Raw genomic sequence first — 17,855 nt, 5'->3', positions numbered from 1 at the left:
CGACGGCGCTCCGCTAACGCGGCCACGAGCTGGGTCCATCCTTCACGTTGTATCGACCGCAGCCAGCAAAGAGACAACGGGAAGCACGCAGTCTATATATGAAATTCTTATACTTTTCGGCCTGACATTGATCCAGGTTACGCCTGAAGTATGATGAATTATTAAAATCATCATACTTTCCTGCCCAATGAGATAAAGACCTTGTCTATTTTCCGCACCACGCTGCTGGCGCTCCTCGCCTGCACTCCTCTGCTGACCGCCGCCTCAACTATCACCACCGCCTGGCCGGTGAACGTTGGCCCGCTGAATCCGCATCTGTATACCCCCAACCAGATGTTTGCCCAAAGTATGGTGTATGAGCCGCTGGTAAAATATCAGGCTGACGGTTCGGTAAAACCGTGGCTGGCAACCCACTGGAGCCACTCCGCAGACGGAAAAGTATGGCTCTTTACTCTGCGCAACGATGTGCAGTTCTCCAACGGCGAACCGTTCAATGCGCAGGCCGCGGTAGCCAACTTTCAGGCGGTGCTGGCTAACAAGCAGCGCCACGCCTGGCTGGAGCTGACCAACCAGATTACCGACGTCCGGGCGCTTAGCGATACGCAGCTGCAAATGACGCTCAAAAGCGCCTACTACCCTTTCCTGCAAGAGCTGGCTCTGCCGCGCCCGTTTCGTTTTATCGCCCCTTCACAGTTTGTTGATGGGGGAACACGGCACGGCATCAAGGCACCAGTCGGCACTGGCCCCTGGGTGCTAAAAACGTCGAAGCTCAATCAGTATGATGTCCTGGTTCGTAACGATCGCTACTGGGGCGAAAAACCGGCAATCCAACAGGTGACGGTGAAAGTCATTCCGGACCCGATGACCCGCGCCATCGCCTTTGAAACCGGCGATATCGATCTGCTCTACGGTAACGAAGGCCTGCTGCCGCTGGATACCTTCGCTCGTTTCAGCCAAAACCCGGCTTACCGCACCCAGCTCTCTCAGCCAATCGAAACGGTAATGCTGGCCCTTAACTCCGCCAAAGCCCCCACCAACGAACTGGCGGTGCGTGAAGCGCTAAATTATGCGGTGAACAAAAAATCGCTGATCGACAACGCGCTGTACGGTACGCAGCAGGTTGCCGATACGCTGTTTTCCCCCTCCGTCCCATACGCCGATATTGGCCTGAAACCGCGCCAGTACGACCCGCAACAGGCCAACGCGCGACTGGAAACAGCCGGCTGGATCAGGCCGGCGGGCAAAGAGATCCGTGAGAAAAATGGCCAGCCACTGCGCATCGAACTGTCGTTTATCGGCACCGATGCGCTGAGTAAATCGATGGCGGAGATAATCCAGGCGGATATGCGTCAGATCGGCGTGGATGTGGCGCTGGTCGGTGAAGAAGAGAGCAGCATTTACGCCCGCCAGCGCGACGGGCGCTTCGGCATGATCTTTAACCGTACCTGGGGGGCGCCGTACGACCCGCATGCGTTTATGAGTTCCATGCGCGTTCCCTCGCACGCCGATTACCAGGCACAGCAGGGGCTTGCAGACAAAGCAGTCATTGATAAAGAGATTAGCCAGGTTCTGACGACCAGTGACGACGCCAGCCGCCGGGCGCTGTACCGCGATATTCTGACCCGCCTGCACAACGATGCGGTCTATCTGCCCATCAGCTATATCTCGATGATGGTGGTGGCGAAACCCGAACTGGGGACGATACCTTACGCGCCGATCGTCGCAGAAATACCCTTCGAACAGATCCAGCCGGTGAAACCCTGATGCGCCGCTATCTCCTCCGACGCATTCTGCTGCTGATTCCGATGATTTTTGCCGCCTCGGTGATTATCTTCCTGCTGCTTCGCCTCGGCACCGGCGACCCGGCGCTTGACTACCTGCGGCTGTCGAACCTGCCGCCTACGCCGGAAATGGTGGCCTCGACGCGAACGATGCTGGGGCTGGATCAGCCGCTGTTTGTGCAATACGGTCGCTGGCTATGGCGAGCGCTGCATCTGGATTTTGGTCTTTCATTCGCCACTCAGCGCCCGGTGCTTGACGATGTGCTGCACTTCCTGCCCGCCACGCTTCAGCTGGCGGGCGCGGCGCTGGTGCTGATCCTCCTGACCTCAGTACCGCTGGGTATCTGGGCCGCGCGCCACCGCGAACAGCTGCCGGATTTTATCGTGCGGCTCATCGCCTTTCTCGGCGTGTCGATGCCAAACTTCTGGCTCGCCTTTTTACTGGTGCTGTTCTTCTCGGTCTATTTACAGTGGCTGCCTGCCATGGGCTACGGCGGCTGGCAGCATATCGTCCTGCCGGCCGTGTCGATTGCGTTTATGTCGCTGGCGATTAACGCCCGCCTCCTGCGTGCCAGCATGCTGGATGTCGCCGGGCAGCGTCATGTCACCTGGGCGCGTCTGCGCGGCCTGAATGCGACGCAAATCGAACGTCGCCATATTTTGCGTAACGCCTCGCTGCCGATGATTACCGCCGTTGGCATGCACATCGGCGAACTGATCGGCGGGACGATGATCATCGAAAATATCTTTGCCTGGCCCGGGATAGGACGCTATGCCGTTTCGGCCATTTTTAACCGTGATTACCCAGTGATTCAATGCTTTACGCTTATCATGGTGGTGGTGTTCGCCCTGTGTAATCTGGCGGTCGATCTGCTAAACGCCGCGCTGGACCCGCGCATCCGTCGTCACGAAGGAGCGCACTCATGAGATTTTTCTCTTCTGCCCGCGCCTCGGTACGCGCGGCGCTGGTCATTATCGCCCTGTTGACGCTGGTCGCACTCACCAGCCAGTGGTGGCTGCCGTATGATCCGCAGGCCATTGATTTACCTTCCCGTCTGCTGTCGCCGGACGCGCAGCACTGGCTGGGCACCGACCACCTGGGCCGCGATATTTTCTCCCGCCTGCTGGCGGCAACGCGGGTGTCGCTGGGGGCGGTGATGGCCTGCTTAGCCCTGGTACTGGCGCTGGGACTCATCGTTGGCGGCTGCGCGGGGCTTATGGGCGGACGCATCGATCAGCTCACCATGCGGGTGGCCGATATGTTTATGACCTTCCCCACCTCCATTCTGTCATTTTTTATGGTGGGGGTGCTGGGGACCGGGCTGACGAACGTCATCATCGCCATCGCCTTGTCCCACTGGGCCTGGTACGCGCGAATGGTCCGCAGCCTGGTGGTGTCTCTGCGTCAGCGCGAGTTTATTCTTGCCGCACGGTTAAGCGGCGCGAACCGCTGGCGGCTCTTCCTTGACCACCTGGCCGGTGCGGTGGTTCCTTCGCTGCTGGTCCTCGCCACCCTTGATATCGGCCATATGATGCTGCACGTCGCTGGGATGTCGTTCCTGGGCCTCGGCGTCAGTGCGCCGACGGCAGAGTGGGGAGTGATGATTAACGATGCGCGTCAATATATCTGGACCCAGCCGCTACAGATGCTGTGGCCCGGCCTGGCGCTGTTTATCAGCGTGATGGCCTTTAACCTGGTGGGCGACGCGCTGCGCGATCGTCTCGATCCTCACCTGATCGCGGAGCACAGCCACTGATGCCACAGAAGATCCAGTTAGAACACTTTTCCCTCTGCGCCGGGAATCCGCTGGTGACGGACCTGTCGCTGACCTTACGTCGCGGGCAGGTGCTGGCCCTGCTGGGCAGCAGCGGCTGCGGGAAATCGCTGACCTGCGCTGCCGCCCTTGGCGTGCTGCCCCCCGGCGTGCGGCAAACCGCCGGTCGTCTGCTGCTGGACGGTATTCCGGTGCACGGCGAGCAGCTACGCGGCACGACCATTGCAACCATTATGCAGAACCCGCGCAGCGCCTTTAATCCGCTGTATACGATGGCCACTCACGCCCGGGAAACCTGCCGCGCCTCCGGTCAGCCCGCCGATGATGCGACACTTATCGCCGTTATGGCTGCCGTAGGGCTGGAACATCCGTCTCGGCTCCTGAAACGCTATCCCTTCGAGATGAGCGGCGGGATGTTGCAGCGAATGATGATCGCCCTCGCCCTGCTGAGCAAAGCGCCCTTTATCTTCGCCGATGAGCCCACCACCGACCTCGACGCCGTAGCACAGGGCCGCATTCTGGATCTGCTGGCAGAGATTGTCTCCAGCCGTGGACAGGGCTTACTGCTGGTCACTCATGATATGGGCGTAGTGGCCCGGCTGGCACACGAGGTGGCGGTAATGGCCCACGGGCGTATCGTCGAGCGTTGCGACGTCAACACCTTGTTCAGCGCGCCACAGCATCCGGTCAGTCAGCGGCTGCTGGCGGCACACCTGGCGCTGTACGGAATGGAGCTTGCAGGATGAATCTACTTAATGTCAGCGGCGTCAGCCACGATTACCCGCACCACCCGGGCGTGCTGCGCGACGTCAGCCTCAGCATCCAGGCCGGTGAAACGGTGGCGCTGCTCGGACGCAGCGGCTGCGGTAAAAGCACACTGGCACGGATGCTGGTCGGCCTTGAGATGCCGGAACGCGGTGAGATAACCTGGCGTGGGACCCCGCTTAACACGCTAAAAGGCGAAGCGCTGAGGGCGTTTCGCCGCGACATCCAGCTGGTTTTCCAGGATGCACAAAGCGCGGTGAACCCGCGTAAAACGGTGAATGAGATAGTCAGCGAGCCGCTGCGGCATCTGTTTCGCTACCCCCGCGATGAACGCCAGTCGCGGGTCGAAACGATGATGCAGGCGGTGGATCTTTCTCCTGGCCTGCTCGACAAACGGCCACTCCAGCTCAGCGGCGGACAGCTACAGCGCGTTTGCCTGGCCCGCGCGCTGATTGTGCAACCCCCTCTGCTGATCCTCGATGAAGCCGTCTCGAATCTTGACCTCGTTTTGCAGGCGGAGATCGTTGCTTTACTGAAGCGTCTGCAGGTACAGTTTTCCACCGCCTGCTTGTTTATCACGCACGACCTGCGGCTGGTAGAGCGTTTTTGTCAGCGGGTGATGGTGATGGAGAGCGGGCAGATTATTGAAACCACGGCGGTCAATGCGCCGCTACGTCTTCAGTCAACGGCGGGCCGGGCACTTCAGCGTGCGGTCCTTCCCGCTTTTCCCGCTTCCCTTGCCAGAGAGAAACAACCATGCAGCGCGTAACCCTGACCCTTGACGACGATCTTCTGGCGACCCTTGATGCGCTGAGCGCCCAGCGCGGCTATCACAACCGCTCAGAGGCGGTTCGCGATATTTTGCGCAATACGTTGATGCATGAGCATGCACAACAGCCCGAGCAGCGCGGCTACGCGGTACTCTCCTATGTCTATGAGCATGAAAAGCGCGAACTGGCCAGTCGGCTTATTGCCACCCAGCATCACCATCACGACCTGTCGGTTGCGACGTTACACGTGCATATCAGCCATGACGACTGCCTGGAAATCGCTGTGCTTAAAGGCGAAATGGGCGAAGTTCAGCATTTTGCCGACGAGGTGATTGCCCAGCGCGGCGTTCGCCATGGCCATTTGCACTGCTTAACGGCGGCAAATGAGCACCCCGCCGGCTGAATCGCCACGCCGCCCTGAATTACCGTGGTTTATCAACAGTTGATAAACCACGTAAATGATACGCTTTCACAGCAACCCTGCGTCCCTATAATGGCCGCTCATTTAACGATCTCGTTATGGCGAGGCTCCTGCACAAATACAAGTTACCGCCCTGCTGGTATCGAGAGAGACCACTCAGGGAAATACAGGCATCCATCGAATCAAGGTGTTGCCAAGGTAACTTCTGGCGGTATTTTCCGTTCAGATACGTTGTGCAGTGCTAAAACCAGGACGTAGGGATCTGCCTGTGCTCATCCTGTCTTGTTCGCCCCTATGAGTGATTTTTTATAGGGAATTACACCATGTCATCTCTTCAGCACTGTGCCGCGCACCTGGCCACTTCAGCCTTCGACGGCGATGCGATCGCGCAGTACATGCGTACTGATTTTATTACCTTACCCGAGCACCTCAGCGTCTATGAGGCGCGGGAATTGTTTGTCTCACAGCTCACCAGCGATGATATTCCCGGCCAGGTTTTTGTGGTGGCCGGAAAGAGGCTGCGCGGTAGCTTATCCATTAAAAAACTGCTCCAGGAGAGCGATGCCGCACAATCTATCCGCTATTTGATGGACAGCTGCCTGTTCCGCGTAAAGCCCGATGATGAGCGCCAGCAGGTGGTTGCCGAGCTGAGCGAACGCGGGCTGGACCTGGTGCCGGTGGTTGAAAAAGGCGAACTGGTCGGCTGCCTGATGGAAAAGGAGATTGCCCATCTGCTGGAAGATGACGTCACCGAAGATGTTCATCGCCAGGGCGCGACGCTCCCGCTGGAGAAGCCCTATCTGGAGATCAGCCCGTGGACGCTGTGGAAAAAACGGTCGGTGTGGTTATTACTGCTGTTCGTGGCGGAAGCCTATACCAGCAGCGTGATTCAACATTTTGAAGAGGCGCTGGAGTCCGCGATCGCGCTGGCCTTCTTCATTCCGTTGCTGATCGGCACCGGCGGCAACAGCGGGACGCAGATCACCTCGACGCTGGTCCGTTCCATGGCGCTCGGGGAAGTCCGGTTGCGCGATATGGGCCGGGTGATTCGTAAAGAGATGACGACGTCGCTGCTGATTGCCCTTACCCTGGGGCTGGCGGGCTGCTTACGAGCCTGGATGATGGGTATTGGCATGGAAATTACCCTGATCGTCAGCCTGACGCTGGTGTGCATTACGCTGTGGAGCGCGGTGGTCTCATCGGTGATTCCGATGCTGCTCAAGCGCGTGGGTATCGATCCGGCGGTGGTCTCCGCTCCGTTTATCGCCACGCTGATCGATGGTACCGGGCTGATTATCTACTTCAAAATAGCCCAGCACTTTCTTGGTCTGAACGGCTAACCTGAGGGTCGGCCTCCGTTCACGGGGCCGACCTCACCATCACGGCTTACGCTTCTGCCAGCGCCTGAGCGCAGGCCCAGGCGGAAGACCACGCCCACTGAAAGTTATAGCCACCCAGCCAGCCGGTGACATCCATGACTTCACCGATAAAGTACAGCCCCGGCACCTTGCGGGCTTCCATAGTACGCGACGACAGCTCGTGAGTATCGACGCCGCCGAGAGTCACTTCCGCCGTGCGGTAGCCCTCGGTGCCGTTGGGCTGCACCCGCCAGGCGGTCAGCGTCTCCACCAGCGCTTCCTGCTCGCGCGGGTTCAGCTGCTTTAGCGTGACGTCCGGAATTTGTCCCAGCTGCTGCAGGCACTCCACCAGCCGCTTCGGTAGCTGCATGGCCAGGGTGTTTTTCAGACTTTGATTCGGATGTTCACTGCGCTGGTCGTTGAGGAAATCCTCAAGATGGCAATCCGGCAGCAGGTTGATCGTGACAAACTCACCCGCCTGCCAGTAGCTGGAAATTTGCAGTACCGCCGGCCCGGAGAGCCCGCGGTGGGTAAACAGCAGATTTTCGCGGAACAGCGTACCGTCCTGGGCAGTAATGGTTGATGGCACCGAAACGCCCGAGAGAACCTGCAGCTGCTCAAGCAGCGGTTTGTGCAGGGTAAAGGGGACCAGGCCCGCACGGGTCGGCAGCACCTTGAGGCCAAACTGCTCGGCAAGCTTATAGCCAAACGGCGATGCGCCCAGCCCGGGCATCGACAGGCCGCCGGAGGCCACGACCAGCTTTTTCGCCGCCACTTCATCGCCATTAAGCGCTAATCTGTAGCCTTCGTCGTCACGTTCTACGCTGAGAATTTCGCTACGCAGACGAATTTGTACGCCGCCTTTTTCACATTCGGCCAGCAGCAGGCTGACGATTTGCTCAGCGGAATCATCGCAAAACAGCTGGCCGAGAGTCTTCTCGTGCCAGGCAATACCATGTTTACCAACCAGCTCAATAAAATCCCACTGGGTATAGCGCGCCAGTGCAGATTTGCAAAAATGTGGGTTCAGGCTGAGGTAGGCCGCAGGCTCAATATACATATTGGTAAAGTTACAGCGACCGCCGCCGGACATCAGGATTTTACGTCCTGGCTTTTTGCCATTATCCAGCAACAGCACGCGCAGCCCTGCCTGACCCGCCTGCGCTGCACAAAACATTCCCGCCGCCCCGGCGCCGATCACAATGGCATCAAACCTTTCCACACAACTTTCCTCATGTCCCGATTGTCGGGAATTGTAAATTTTTCACTCTGGTCGCACCAGCACGAAAATCCATGTATTTAGGTACATCATTGAAAGATATAGGATTACTCTCAAGCCGGTAAAATCCAGACAGGAAGAAAATCAAAAAAAGTCTATATTTCACTTTGCCCGCGCCGCTAAAGTCACTGATAATGCGCCGCGTTCATGTCCTCAAAATGGCGTAACGTCCTATGCTACATTTATTTGCCGGTCTGGATTTACATACCGGGCTATTACTATTGCTTGCTTTAGCTTTCGTGCTGTTTTACGAAGCGATTAACGGTTTTCATGATACCGCAAACGCTGTTGCAACTGTGATTTACACACGCGCAATGCGGTCACAACTTGCTGTTGCGATGGCGGCCCTCTTTAACTTCTTCGGCGTTCTGTTGGGTGGTCTTAGCGTTGCTTATGCCATCGTGCATATGCTGCCGACCGACCTGCTGCTTAACATGGGTTCCGCACATGGCCTCGCCATGGTGTTCTCTATGCTGCTGGCAGCGATTATCTGGAACCTCGGAACCTGGTATTTTGGCCTCCCGGCCTCCAGTTCGCATACGCTGATTGGCGCCATCATCGGTATTGGTTTAACCAATGCGCTGATGACCGGCACTTCAGTGGTCGACGCGCTGAATATCCCGAAAGTCATCGGTATTTTCGCTTCGCTTATCATCTCGCCTATCGTAGGTCTGGTGGTAGCAGGTGGCCTGATTTTCATTCTGCGCCGCTACTGGAGCAATACCAAAAAACGCGCCCGTATCCACCTGACGCCTGCAGAACGTGAAAAGAGAGACGGTAAGAAAAAACCGCCATTCTGGACCCGTATTGCTCTGATTTTGTCAGCCATTGGCGTGTCGTTCTCACACGGTGCCAACGACGGTCAGAAAGGCATTGGTCTGGTCATGCTGGTCCTTATCGGCGTGGCGCCGGCAGGCTTCGTGGTTAACATGAATGCCTCCGGCTATGAGATAACCCGGACCCGCGATGCGGTTAACAACGTGGAAACGTTCTTCCAGCAGCGCCCTGAGCTGTTGAAAAAGGCGACCGGCGTTGATCAGCTGATTCCGACTCCGGAAGCCGGCGCCGCAACCACCGGCGGCGAATTCCATTGCCACCCGGCGAATACCATCAACGCGCTGAATCGCGTGAAGACGGCGCTGACCGGCATTGAAAGCTATGACTCACTCTCCGTTGATCAGCGTGGTCAGCTGCGTCGTATTATGCTGTGTATTTCCGACACGACTGACAAAGTCGCGAAGCTACCGGAAGTGAATGCAGACGATCAGCGCCTGCTGAAGAAACTGAAAACCGATATGCTGAGCACCATTGAGTACGCGCCAATCTGGATCATTATGGCGGTGGCGCTGGCGCTGGGTATCGGCACCATGATCGGCTGGCGTCGCGTCGCGACGACTATCGGCGAGAAGATTGGTAAGAAAGGGATGACCTACGCACAAGGTATGTCAGCCCAGATGACCGCGGCCGTATCGATTGGTCTGGCGAGCTATACCGGCATGCCGGTTTCCACCACCCACGTGCTCTCCTCCTCTGTCGCGGGGACGATGCTCGTTGATGGCGGCGGCCTGCAAAGAAAGACCGTCACCAGCATTCTGATGGCGTGGGTACTTACCTTACCCGCGGCGATACTGCTGTCCGGCGGACTGTACTGGATAGCCCTCAAGCTTATCTAAGTCCGGGTGATTACCGCTGAGCAAATATAAAACGGGTCAGGAAACTGGCCCGTTTTTTTTGCCTGACATCCGGCTAGTGCCAAATCAGTAACGCTATCAGGCTCACCACTACCAGACCACACAGTGCGCTGGTCAGAATAAATTGCCGCCTTACCCGCTCGCAGCGACGAATAAACTCATCATCGTGATGATCGCGGTAACGCTGGGCATAGATATACCAGACCAGACGCATCTGTTTACTCGGTTGCCCATGCGAGGTGAAAAAGCCTCCGCCATCAACATATTGATAAAGCAAGGGATCGCAACCACGTAGCACAACCAATAATGCACGCAATGATGAGAAGTAGCGTGCCATATTCACCACACAAACGATACACAGGGCCCAAAACAGCGCAATAGTGCTGATCATACGTCCTCCCCGGCGACCCACCCTCGGAGATGTCTCCGGGGCTAGCGCTCCCCAATACCCAACCCAACATACAAGACAAGAGTGCGATTCCGATCACGTTTATTTATCCGACCGGCTCATTAAATAGTGTAGGAGATCAGTCAATTTTTTTACCACAAGGTTAATCGTTATCAATACGTAAGATGAATATATTTGTTTAACTTTTGGTGAACCAGGTGCATTGACGGAGCGCGAGGGGCGCTATAAGGTAGAAATATCTTCTACAATTAAGTCCTTAAAGGGCTGAACCCCCGCGGATTAGCACGCAGGACGCGGGCGAAGCGGCAGCACCAGCTGTCTGGTCCAATGGTCATCGACAACTTATGGAAGGAGTAACACTATGGCTTACAAACATATTCTTATTGCAGTAGACCTCTCCCCGGAAAGCAAAGTTCTGGTAGAGAAAGCCGTTTCTATGGCGCGTCCTTATAATGCCAAAGTCTCTCTGATTCACGTGGATGTTAATTACTCCGACCTGTACACCGGTCTGATCGATGTCAATCTGGGCGACATGCAGAAACGCATTTCCGAAGAGACGCACCACGCGCTGAGCGAGCTGTCCACTAACGCGGGCTATCCGATTACCGAAACCCTGAGCGGCAGCGGCGATCTCGGCCAGGTGCTGGTTGATGCGATTAAAAAGTACGACATGGATCTGGTGGTCTGCGGTCACCATCAGGACTTCTGGAGCAAGCTGATGTCTTCCGCACGTCAGCTGATCAACACCGTTCACGTTGATATGCTGATTGTTCCGCTGCGCGATGAAGAAGACGAATAACCGTTCGCGCGGTTAACAGCCAGAATGCCAACGCCCGCTACTGCGGGCGTTGTTGTTTTTACAAAAAGAGCATCCCCTCATTTCCCCCACACATCGTCCACCCGAATTTAATACCAGGATATAAAGCCAGATAATTATTAACGGTTAGTGTGATCAACCAATTATAAGAAAAATAATCTATATAATAATCTACACGCAAAGCCAATGGCCGCATCATTGCGCTTCACCATACTTTTTCAGCGCGTTCTGGCATACGCGTTCATACTTTTTTGGGATAGCACTACAAGGCGAAGGAATATGAAAACTACTGCACCTACGGGGTTGTTGCAGCAACCTCGTCCGTTCTTCATGATTTTTTTTGTGGAATTATGGGAGCGATTTGGCTATTACGGCGTCCAGGGGATCCTGGCGGTCTTTTTTGTTAAGCAGCTCGGATTTTCTCAGGAACAAGCGTTTATTACCTTTGGCGCCTTTGCCGCGCTGGTTTACGGTCTGATCTCCATCGGCGGCTATGTGGGAGACCATCTGCTTGGTACCAAACGCACGCTGGTGCTCGGGGCGGTGGTGCTGGCACTGGGCTACTTCATGACCGGGCTGTCGCTACTGAAACCCGATCTGATTTTTATTGCGCTGGGGACGATTGCCGTCGGCAACGGGCTGTTTAAGGCCAATCCCGCCAGCCTGCTGTCAAAGTGCTACCCGCCCAAAGACGCCCGTCTCGATGGGGCATTCACCCTGTTTTACATGTCGATTAATATCGGCTCGCTGCTGTCGCTGTCCCTCGCGCCGGTGATTGCCGAAAAATATGGCTATGCCGTCACCTATAACCTGTGCGGCGCGGGGCTGATTATCGCCCTGTTGGTCTATTTAGCCTGCCGGGGGATGGTCAAAGATATCGGTTCGGAGCCGGACCATCAGCCGCTTATTTTCCGCAACCTGCTGTATGTGCTGGCCGGTACGGTGGTGATGGTATTCCTTTGCGCCTGGCTGATGCATAACGTCAAAATTGCCAATCTGGTGCTGATTGTACTCTCCATCATCGTGATGATTTTCTTCTTTCGCGAAGCCTTCAAGCTTGATAAGACCGGGCGCAACAAAATGTTTGTCGCCTTTATCCTGATGCTGGAAGCGGTGCTGTTCTACATTCTGTACGCGCAGATGCCAACCTCACTCAACTTCTTCGCCATCAATAACGTCCACCACGACATCCTCGGCATGACCATTAACCCCGTCAGCTTCCAGGCGCTGAATCCGTTCTGGGTGGTGGTGGCCAGTCCGGTGCTGGCGGCGATTTACACCCGCCTTGGCAACAAAGGCAAAGATCTGTCCATGCCGATGAAATTTACCCTCGGCATGTTTTTATGCTCACTGGGTTTCCTCACCGCCGCCGCAGCGGGAATATGGTTTGCCGATGCCCAGGGCCTGACCTCACCGTGGTTTATCGTGCTGGTTTATCTGTTCCAGAGTCTGGGGGAACTGCTGATTAGCGCGCTGGGACTGGCAATGGTCGCCGCGCTGGTACCGCAGCATCTGATGGGCTTTATTCTTGGGATGTGGTTCCTGACCCAGGCGGCCGCCTTCCTGATGGGTGGATATGTCGCTACCTTCACCGCCGTCCCGGAAAATATCACCGACCCGCTGCAAACCTTACCGATTTATACCAGCGTGTTTAGCAAGATTGGCCTGGTGACGCTGGGTGTGACTATTGTGATGGCCATTCTGGTACCGTGGCTCAACCGGATGGTGAACACGCCGCAGAGCGATAAATAACCGCAAGGTTAACCTCGGCGGGTCACATCGGCTGAGGTTAGCCCTTCCGGGCAGCAATCCAGTCCTGCACTTCAATAACAAACTCGTCCGGCGCCTTGCGGTACATCTTACGCGCCAGATCCAGAATAGTATGTTGCCCTAAGGCCTCTTCCATGCGCTGCTGCGCCATATCCATCACCGAACGCACGCCGCAGATCCCTTCGCAGGCCCACTCCGGTGGTCGTTCGTCAAATACCGCCAGCCGCTGGCGAATTTCACGACATTCAAAAATCCGCTTATCGCCATCGATGGCGTTGACCACATCCAGCACCGTGATGTGCTCGGCAGGTTTTGCCAGCTGGAATCCACCGCCTTTACCTTCAATGCTGCGCACCAGGCCAGCTTTAGACAGGCGGGTAAAGATTTTGGCCAGGTAATCGTAAGGCACGCTTTGCAGCTCGGCGATTTCCCGCACGCTCATATCGCGGGCATCACCTTTGCTATCCACCATACACATCAGGCTATGGATACCGTACTCAACTCCGGAACTGTAAAATGCCATGCTCTTATCTCAGCCAAAACGAATCTGAGTTATTGTAGCTTTTTCGCCCCTTCCATGCCAGATGGATAAAAGAAGAAGTGAGCATGTGAAATTTAAATTTGTTTTTTATCAATATGATAAATGTAATTTAGCAACAAGTTACCGACCGATCGCACAAATCACATTGCAATCTCATACTACGACAAATAAAATCCGAGTAAATATTTTGTCGTTAACAATGAGTGAAACCATCATGCGTAAACAAATTCTGGTTGTCGGTGCCGGCTTTTCAGGGATGTGGGCCGCGCTTAGCGCCGCTCGTCTGGCCGATCAATATCAACATCAGGCCGTGGATATCACCGTTATTGCACCGCAGCCTGAGCTGCGCGTACGTCCACGCTTCTATGAGAAAGCGGTACCGACGCTGGTTGCGCCACTGCAACCGTTGTTTGATGCCACCGGCGTCAGCTTCCTGCGCGGTACGGTTTCACGAATTCTTCCCGCCAGCAAAGCCGTCGTCTGGACGGATGCCAGCGGTGAAATACAGCAAAGACACTACGACCGTTTAGTTCTGGCCAGCGGCAGCCACGTAAACCGTTCGCTGGTGCCCGGTGCCGAAGCGCATGCTTTCGATCTCGACCAGCTCGAAAGCGCCAGCACTCTGGAAAAGCACCTGCAATCTCTGGCTCACGAAGCCGATAGCGAATCACGTAATACCGTCGTTGTCTGCGGCGGCGGTTTTACCGGCATTGAGATGGCAATGGAGCTGCCAGGCCGGTTGCGCGAGATCCTGGGAGAGAATGCTAAGACCAGAGTTGTCGTAGTTGAACGCGGTCCGCAGCCGGGATCGCGCTACAGCGAGGCGCTGCGCGACGTTATCGTCCAGGCCTCCGCTGAGCTCGGCGTAGAATGGCAGGTCAATACCGAAGTTGAGCGTATTGATGCCGATGGCGTCATGCTTAAAGACGGGCAGAAAATTAACGCCCGCACCGTTATCTGGACGGTAGGCGTTCAGGCGAGTGGCCTTACGGAGCAGATTGAGGCCCCGCGCGACCGTCTGGGTCGTCTGCATGTCAATACGGCGCTTCAGGTCGTCGGGTATGACGATATCTATGCCACCGGCGACGTGGCCTACGCGGCGACAGATGACCAGGGCAACCATGCGCTCATGACCTGCCAGCACGCTATTTTGCTGGGTAAATTTGCCGGTAACAACGCGGCGGCAAGCCTGCTGGATGTGGCACCGCTGCCGTATCGTCAGGAAAACTACGTTACCTGCCTCGATCTCGGCGCCTGGGGTGCGGTCTATACCGAAGGCTGGGATCAGCAGGTGAAGCTGACCCGTGAGGAAGCGAAAAAGCTGAAGGTGTCTATCGTCAGCGAGCTTATCTATCCGCCGAAGGCCGAGAAAGCGGTAGCATTTGAGATTGCGGATCCGCTGGCGCCGTTTGTTTAATCCGTATTCCCGGATTGCGTAGCACCGCCTCAGGAGATTTCCCCGGAGGCGGTGCTACGCCCCCGTCCGGGTGACATCCCCAAAACCGCGCAGGACTGTAGCCCGGTCAGGTTATTTACAGCGCCGTTCCGGCATAAATATCGAACCGGTGGCCTTTGGTGACAACCGCGTTCGGCGTCGCGACATCCGCCAGCGGCGGTGCATAATCCGGGCGTTTCACCACCACGCGTTTGGTCGCCAGCTGACGTGCCGGCGCCAGCAATCCGTCGGCATCCAGGTCTGGCCCCACCAGCGACTGAAACACACGCATCTCTTTTTTTACCAGCGCACTTTTCTGCTTGTGCGGGAACATCGGATCAAGATAGACCACCTGCGGACGCGGCGTAATATCCGTCAGCGCCGTCAGGCTGGAGGCGTGGATCAGCTGCAAACGCTCCCGTAGCCACGGGCCAATTTCGGTGTCTGCGTAACCTCGCGCCAGGCCATCATCGAGCAGGGCCGCCACCACCGGGTTACGCTCCAGCATACGCACACGGCAGCCTACTGCGGCCAGCACGAAGGCATCGCGCCCCAGTCCTGCCGTCGCATCCACCACATCCGGCAGGTAGTCGCCTTTGACGCCCACCGCTTTCGCAACCGCCTCGCCGCGGCCGCCGCCAAATTTACGTCGGTGGGCCATCGCTCCGCCGACGAAATCAACGAAAATTCCGCCGAGCTTCGGCTCATCGCGTTTACGCAGTTCCAGATGCTCGCGGGTCATCACCAGCGCCATCGGGTTGTCATCGTCCTGCGTCAGGCTCCAGCGAGCGGCAAGAACAGATAAGGCGCCGTCTCCGGCGCCCGTTTCATCTATTAAGCAAATCTTCACAGCAGACTCAATCCTTAATACCGTAATGCTCCAGCATCGCGTCGAGCTGCGGTTCGCGCCCGCGGAAGCGTTTGAACAGCACCATTGGCTCTTCGGAACCGCCGCGGCTCAGGATGTTATCGAGGAAAGACTGACCGGTTTCGCGGTTGAAAATCCCCTCTTCTTCAAAGCGTGAGAAGGCGTCCGCCGCCAGAACATCGGCCCACAGATAGCTGTAGTAACCTGCCGCATAGCCCCCGGCAAAGATATGGCTGAAGGCATGCGGGAAACGTCCCCACGATGGGCCCGGTACCACGGCGACCTGCTTTTTGATTTCCGCGAGGGTCTCAAGAATTTTGGCACCCTGCTCTGGCTGGTACTCCGCATGCAGACGGAAGTCGAACAGGCCGAATTCCAGCTGGCGCAGAATGAACAGCGCAGCCTGGTAATTTTTCGCCGCCAGCATTTTCTCCAGCAGCGCCTGCGGCAGCGGTTCACCGGTTTCATAATGGCCGGAAATAAACGCCAGTGCTTCCGGCTCCCAGCACCAGTTTTCCATAAACTGGCTCGGCAGCTCGACCGCATCCCACGGAACCCCGCTGATGCCAGAGACGCCGGCGGTATCGATACGGGTCAGCATATGGTGCAGACCGTGACCGAATTCGTGGAACAGGGTGATCACTTCATCATGCGTAAACAGCGCCGGTTTGCCGTTCACCGGGCGGTTGAAGTTACAGGTCAGGTAGGCAACCGGTTTTTGCAGAGAGCCGTCGAGCTTGCGCATCTGCCCGACACAGTCATCCATCCACGCTCCGCCGCGTTTGTGTTCACGTGCGTACAGATCGAGATAGAAGCTGCCGCGCAGTTCATTGTTCTCATCATACAGCTCGAAGAAACGCACTTCCGGATGCCAGACGTCGACATCGGTGCGCTCTTTGGCAGTAATCCCGTAGATGCGTTTTACCACTTCGAACAGGCCGTTAACGGCTTTGTTTTCCGGGAAGTACGGGCGCAGCTGCTCATCGCTGATGCTGTAGAGATGCTGCTTCTGTTTTTCACTGTAGTAAGCGATATCCCACGGTTGCAGTTCATCGACGCCGAATTCTGCTTTCGCGAAGGCGCGCAGCTGAGCCAGCTCTTTTTCTCCCTGAGGACGGGCGCGTTTTGCCAGGTCGGTCAGGAAGTCGAGCACCTGCTGCGGGTTCTCTGCCATTTTGGTCGACAGCGATTTGGAGGCATAGTTGTCAAAGCCCAGCAGCTGAGCCAGCTCGTGGCGCAGCGCGAGGATTTCCGCCATTACCGGGCTGTTGTCCCATTTGCCGGCATTTGGCCCCTGGTCTGACGCGCGGGTGGAATAAGCGCGATACAGCTCTTCACGCAGCGCCTGATTGTCGCAGTAGGTCATCACCGGCAGGTAGCTCGGAATATCCAGCGTCAGCAGGTAGCCTTCCTGCTCTTTCGCCTGGGCCTGAGCCTGAGCCGCTGCCAGCGCGCTTTCCGGCATCCCGGACAGCTCGGCGACGTCGGTCACCAGCTTGCTCCAGCCCATGGTAGCGTCGAGTACGTTGTTGCTGTACTGGTTGCCAAGCTCGGACAGGCGCGCGGCAATCTCGCCGTAGCGTTTCTGCTGATCTTTGGCGAGGCCAATCCCCGACAGTTCAAAATCACGCAGCGCGTTATCCACCGCTTTTTTCTGCGCGGTATTCAGCGTGGCGTAATGGTCACCATCGCGCAGATCGCGATAGGCCTGATACAAACCTTCGTGTTGGCCGACCCAGGTGCTGTACTCCGACAGCAGCGGCAGCGTTTGCTCGTAGGCTTCCCGCAGTTCAGGGCTGTTCTTGACCGAGTTCAGGTGGCTTACCGGCGAGAAGATTCGGCCCAGCACATCATCCACTTCGGCCAGCGGCTGGCACAGTGTTTCCCAGCTGTACGGCGCGCCTTGCGCCACCACGCTTTCTACCGCAGTCCGGCAGTCATCCAGCGCTTTGGTCACCGCAGGGACAACGTGTTCCGGCTTGATCGCAGAAAAAGGCGGCAAGGAAAAAGGCGTCAGTAATGGATTGGTCATATGCGCAGTCCTGTTGAAAAGGGAGAATGAAGCGCGCGTTCCGGCGCTTTAGCATGAGATCTAGAATGGGGGATCGTGACGGGAATTTCAATGTCACACCGTGCCAGGTGCCGGGTATTGCTGCAATAAGTCCCTGTCTCACT

Annotated in this window: 16 protein-coding genes and 1 riboswitch; of the genes, 11 read left to right on the top strand and 5 right to left on the bottom strand. The window is 56.7% G+C overall.

Annotation, left to right across the window (positions count from 1 at the left end; genetic code table 11):
- Positions 1–201: 201 nt before the first annotated feature.
- From nikA to ACMYSK_RS20770, 7 genes are all read left to right on the top strand, one after another.
- Positions 202–1,764 carry a nickel ABC transporter substrate-binding protein gene (gene nikA / locus ACMYSK_RS20800; RefSeq protein WP_434638331.1) on the top strand — a complete coding sequence of 521 codons (1,563 nt, stop codon included), beginning with the start codon at positions 202–204 and terminating at the stop codon, positions 1,762–1,764.
- Entirely contained in the window at positions 1,764–2,708 is a 945-nt protein-coding gene (gene nikB, locus ACMYSK_RS20795; RefSeq protein ID WP_434638329.1) for a nickel ABC transporter permease subunit NikB, read from the top strand. The genes nikA and nikB overlap by 1 nt, the downstream gene beginning before the upstream one ends.
- The gene (gene nikC / locus ACMYSK_RS20790) at positions 2,705–3,538 is read left to right on the top strand and encodes a nickel ABC transporter permease subunit NikC (protein WP_434638327.1); all 834 of its coding nucleotides are present in this window, start codon (positions 2,705–2,707) and stop codon (positions 3,536–3,538) included. The genes nikB and nikC overlap by 4 nt, the downstream gene beginning before the upstream one ends.
- On the top strand, positions 3,538–4,302 hold the full coding sequence (gene nikD / locus ACMYSK_RS20785) for a nickel import ATP-binding protein NikD (protein ID WP_434638325.1): 765 nt from the start codon (positions 3,538–3,540) through the stop codon (positions 4,300–4,302). Before nikC ends, nikD begins: the two co-directional genes overlap by 1 nt.
- Entirely contained in the window at positions 4,299–5,090 is a 792-nt protein-coding gene (gene nikE, locus ACMYSK_RS20780) for a nickel import ATP-binding protein NikE (protein ID WP_434638324.1), read from the top strand. The genes nikD and nikE overlap by 4 nt, the downstream gene beginning before the upstream one ends.
- Positions 5,078–5,494, top strand: coding sequence for a nickel-responsive transcriptional regulator NikR (gene nikR / locus ACMYSK_RS20775; protein WP_434638322.1), 417 nt, complete (start codon positions 5,078–5,080; stop codon positions 5,492–5,494). Before nikE ends, nikR begins: the two co-directional genes overlap by 13 nt.
- Before the next feature lie 103 nt (positions 5,495–5,597).
- A riboswitch (M-box (ykoK) riboswitch) is annotated at positions 5,598–5,779 on the top strand.
- A 56-nt stretch (positions 5,780–5,835) separates the two neighbouring features.
- Positions 5,836–6,852 (top strand): magnesium transporter, encoded by a 1,017-nt coding sequence (locus tag ACMYSK_RS20770; protein ID WP_434638320.1) that lies wholly within the window; start codon positions 5,836–5,838, stop codon positions 6,850–6,852.
- Positions 6,853–6,898: 46 nt separating this feature from the next.
- Here the strand turns inward: ACMYSK_RS20770 and ACMYSK_RS20765 are convergent, their stop codons facing one another.
- The gene (locus ACMYSK_RS20765; RefSeq protein ID WP_434638318.1) at positions 6,899–8,092 is read right to left on the bottom strand and encodes an NAD(P)/FAD-dependent oxidoreductase; all 1,194 of its coding nucleotides are present in this window, start codon (positions 8,090–8,092) and stop codon (positions 6,899–6,901) included.
- A 230-nt stretch (positions 8,093–8,322) separates the two neighbouring features.
- Here ACMYSK_RS20765 and pitA point away from each other — a divergent pair, with 230 nt between their 5' ends.
- Positions 8,323–9,822, top strand: a complete 1,500-nt coding sequence (gene pitA / locus ACMYSK_RS20760) for an inorganic phosphate transporter PitA (RefSeq protein WP_434638316.1) — start codon at positions 8,323–8,325, stop codon at positions 9,820–9,822.
- Positions 9,823–9,895: 73 nt separating this feature from the next.
- On the opposite strand, the gene uspB is transcribed toward pitA, so the two are convergent.
- Positions 9,896–10,231, bottom strand: coding sequence for a universal stress protein UspB (gene uspB / locus ACMYSK_RS20755; RefSeq protein ID WP_434638314.1), 336 nt, complete (start codon positions 10,229–10,231; stop codon positions 9,896–9,898).
- A gap of 379 nt (positions 10,232–10,610) precedes the next feature.
- Here uspB and uspA point away from each other — a divergent pair, with 379 nt between their 5' ends.
- Both uspA and dtpB read left to right on the top strand, forming a co-directional pair.
- Positions 10,611–11,048: a universal stress protein UspA gene (gene uspA, locus ACMYSK_RS20750; protein ID WP_004126268.1), complete on the top strand. Its 438-nt coding sequence runs from the start codon at positions 10,611–10,613 to the stop codon at positions 11,046–11,048.
- 321 nt (positions 11,049–11,369) lie between these two features.
- Positions 11,370–12,818 (top strand): dipeptide/tripeptide permease DtpB, encoded by a 1,449-nt coding sequence (gene dtpB / locus ACMYSK_RS20745; RefSeq protein WP_434644261.1) that lies wholly within the window; start codon positions 11,370–11,372, stop codon positions 12,816–12,818.
- Between the two features lie 37 nt (positions 12,819–12,855).
- Here dtpB and ACMYSK_RS20740 read toward each other — a convergent pair whose 3' ends face one another.
- A complete protein-coding gene (locus ACMYSK_RS20740) occupies positions 12,856–13,359 on the bottom strand; it encodes an RrF2 family transcriptional regulator (protein ID WP_434638312.1) in 504 nt (167 codons plus the stop codon).
- 232 nt (positions 13,360–13,591) lie between these two features.
- Here ACMYSK_RS20740 and ACMYSK_RS20735 point away from each other — a divergent pair, with 232 nt between their 5' ends.
- Positions 13,592–14,794 carry an NAD(P)/FAD-dependent oxidoreductase gene (locus ACMYSK_RS20735; protein WP_434638310.1) on the top strand — a complete coding sequence of 401 codons (1,203 nt, stop codon included), beginning with the start codon at positions 13,592–13,594 and terminating at the stop codon, positions 14,792–14,794.
- 115 nt (positions 14,795–14,909) lie between these two features.
- Here ACMYSK_RS20735 and rsmJ read toward each other — a convergent pair whose 3' ends face one another.
- Together rsmJ and prlC are read right to left on the bottom strand one after the other, a co-directional pair.
- Complete coding sequence (gene rsmJ, locus ACMYSK_RS20730; RefSeq protein ID WP_434638308.1) at positions 14,910–15,662, bottom strand: 16S rRNA (guanine(1516)-N(2))-methyltransferase RsmJ; 753 nt, start codon at positions 15,660–15,662, stop codon at positions 14,910–14,912.
- 7 nt (positions 15,663–15,669) lie between these two features.
- Positions 15,670–17,712 carry an oligopeptidase A gene (gene prlC / locus ACMYSK_RS20725; RefSeq protein WP_434638306.1) on the bottom strand — a complete coding sequence of 681 codons (2,043 nt, stop codon included), beginning with the start codon at positions 17,710–17,712 and terminating at the stop codon, positions 15,670–15,672.
- Positions 17,713–17,855: the final 143 nt, after the last annotated feature.

Origin of the sequence: Klebsiella sp. I138 (assembly GCF_051131765.1) — a bacterium.
GTDB lineage: Bacteria > Pseudomonadota > Gammaproteobacteria > Enterobacterales > Enterobacteriaceae > Klebsiella.
The sequence above is the reverse complement of the archived record's forward strand: the minus strand, read 5'-3'. Positions and strand labels throughout refer to the sequence as shown.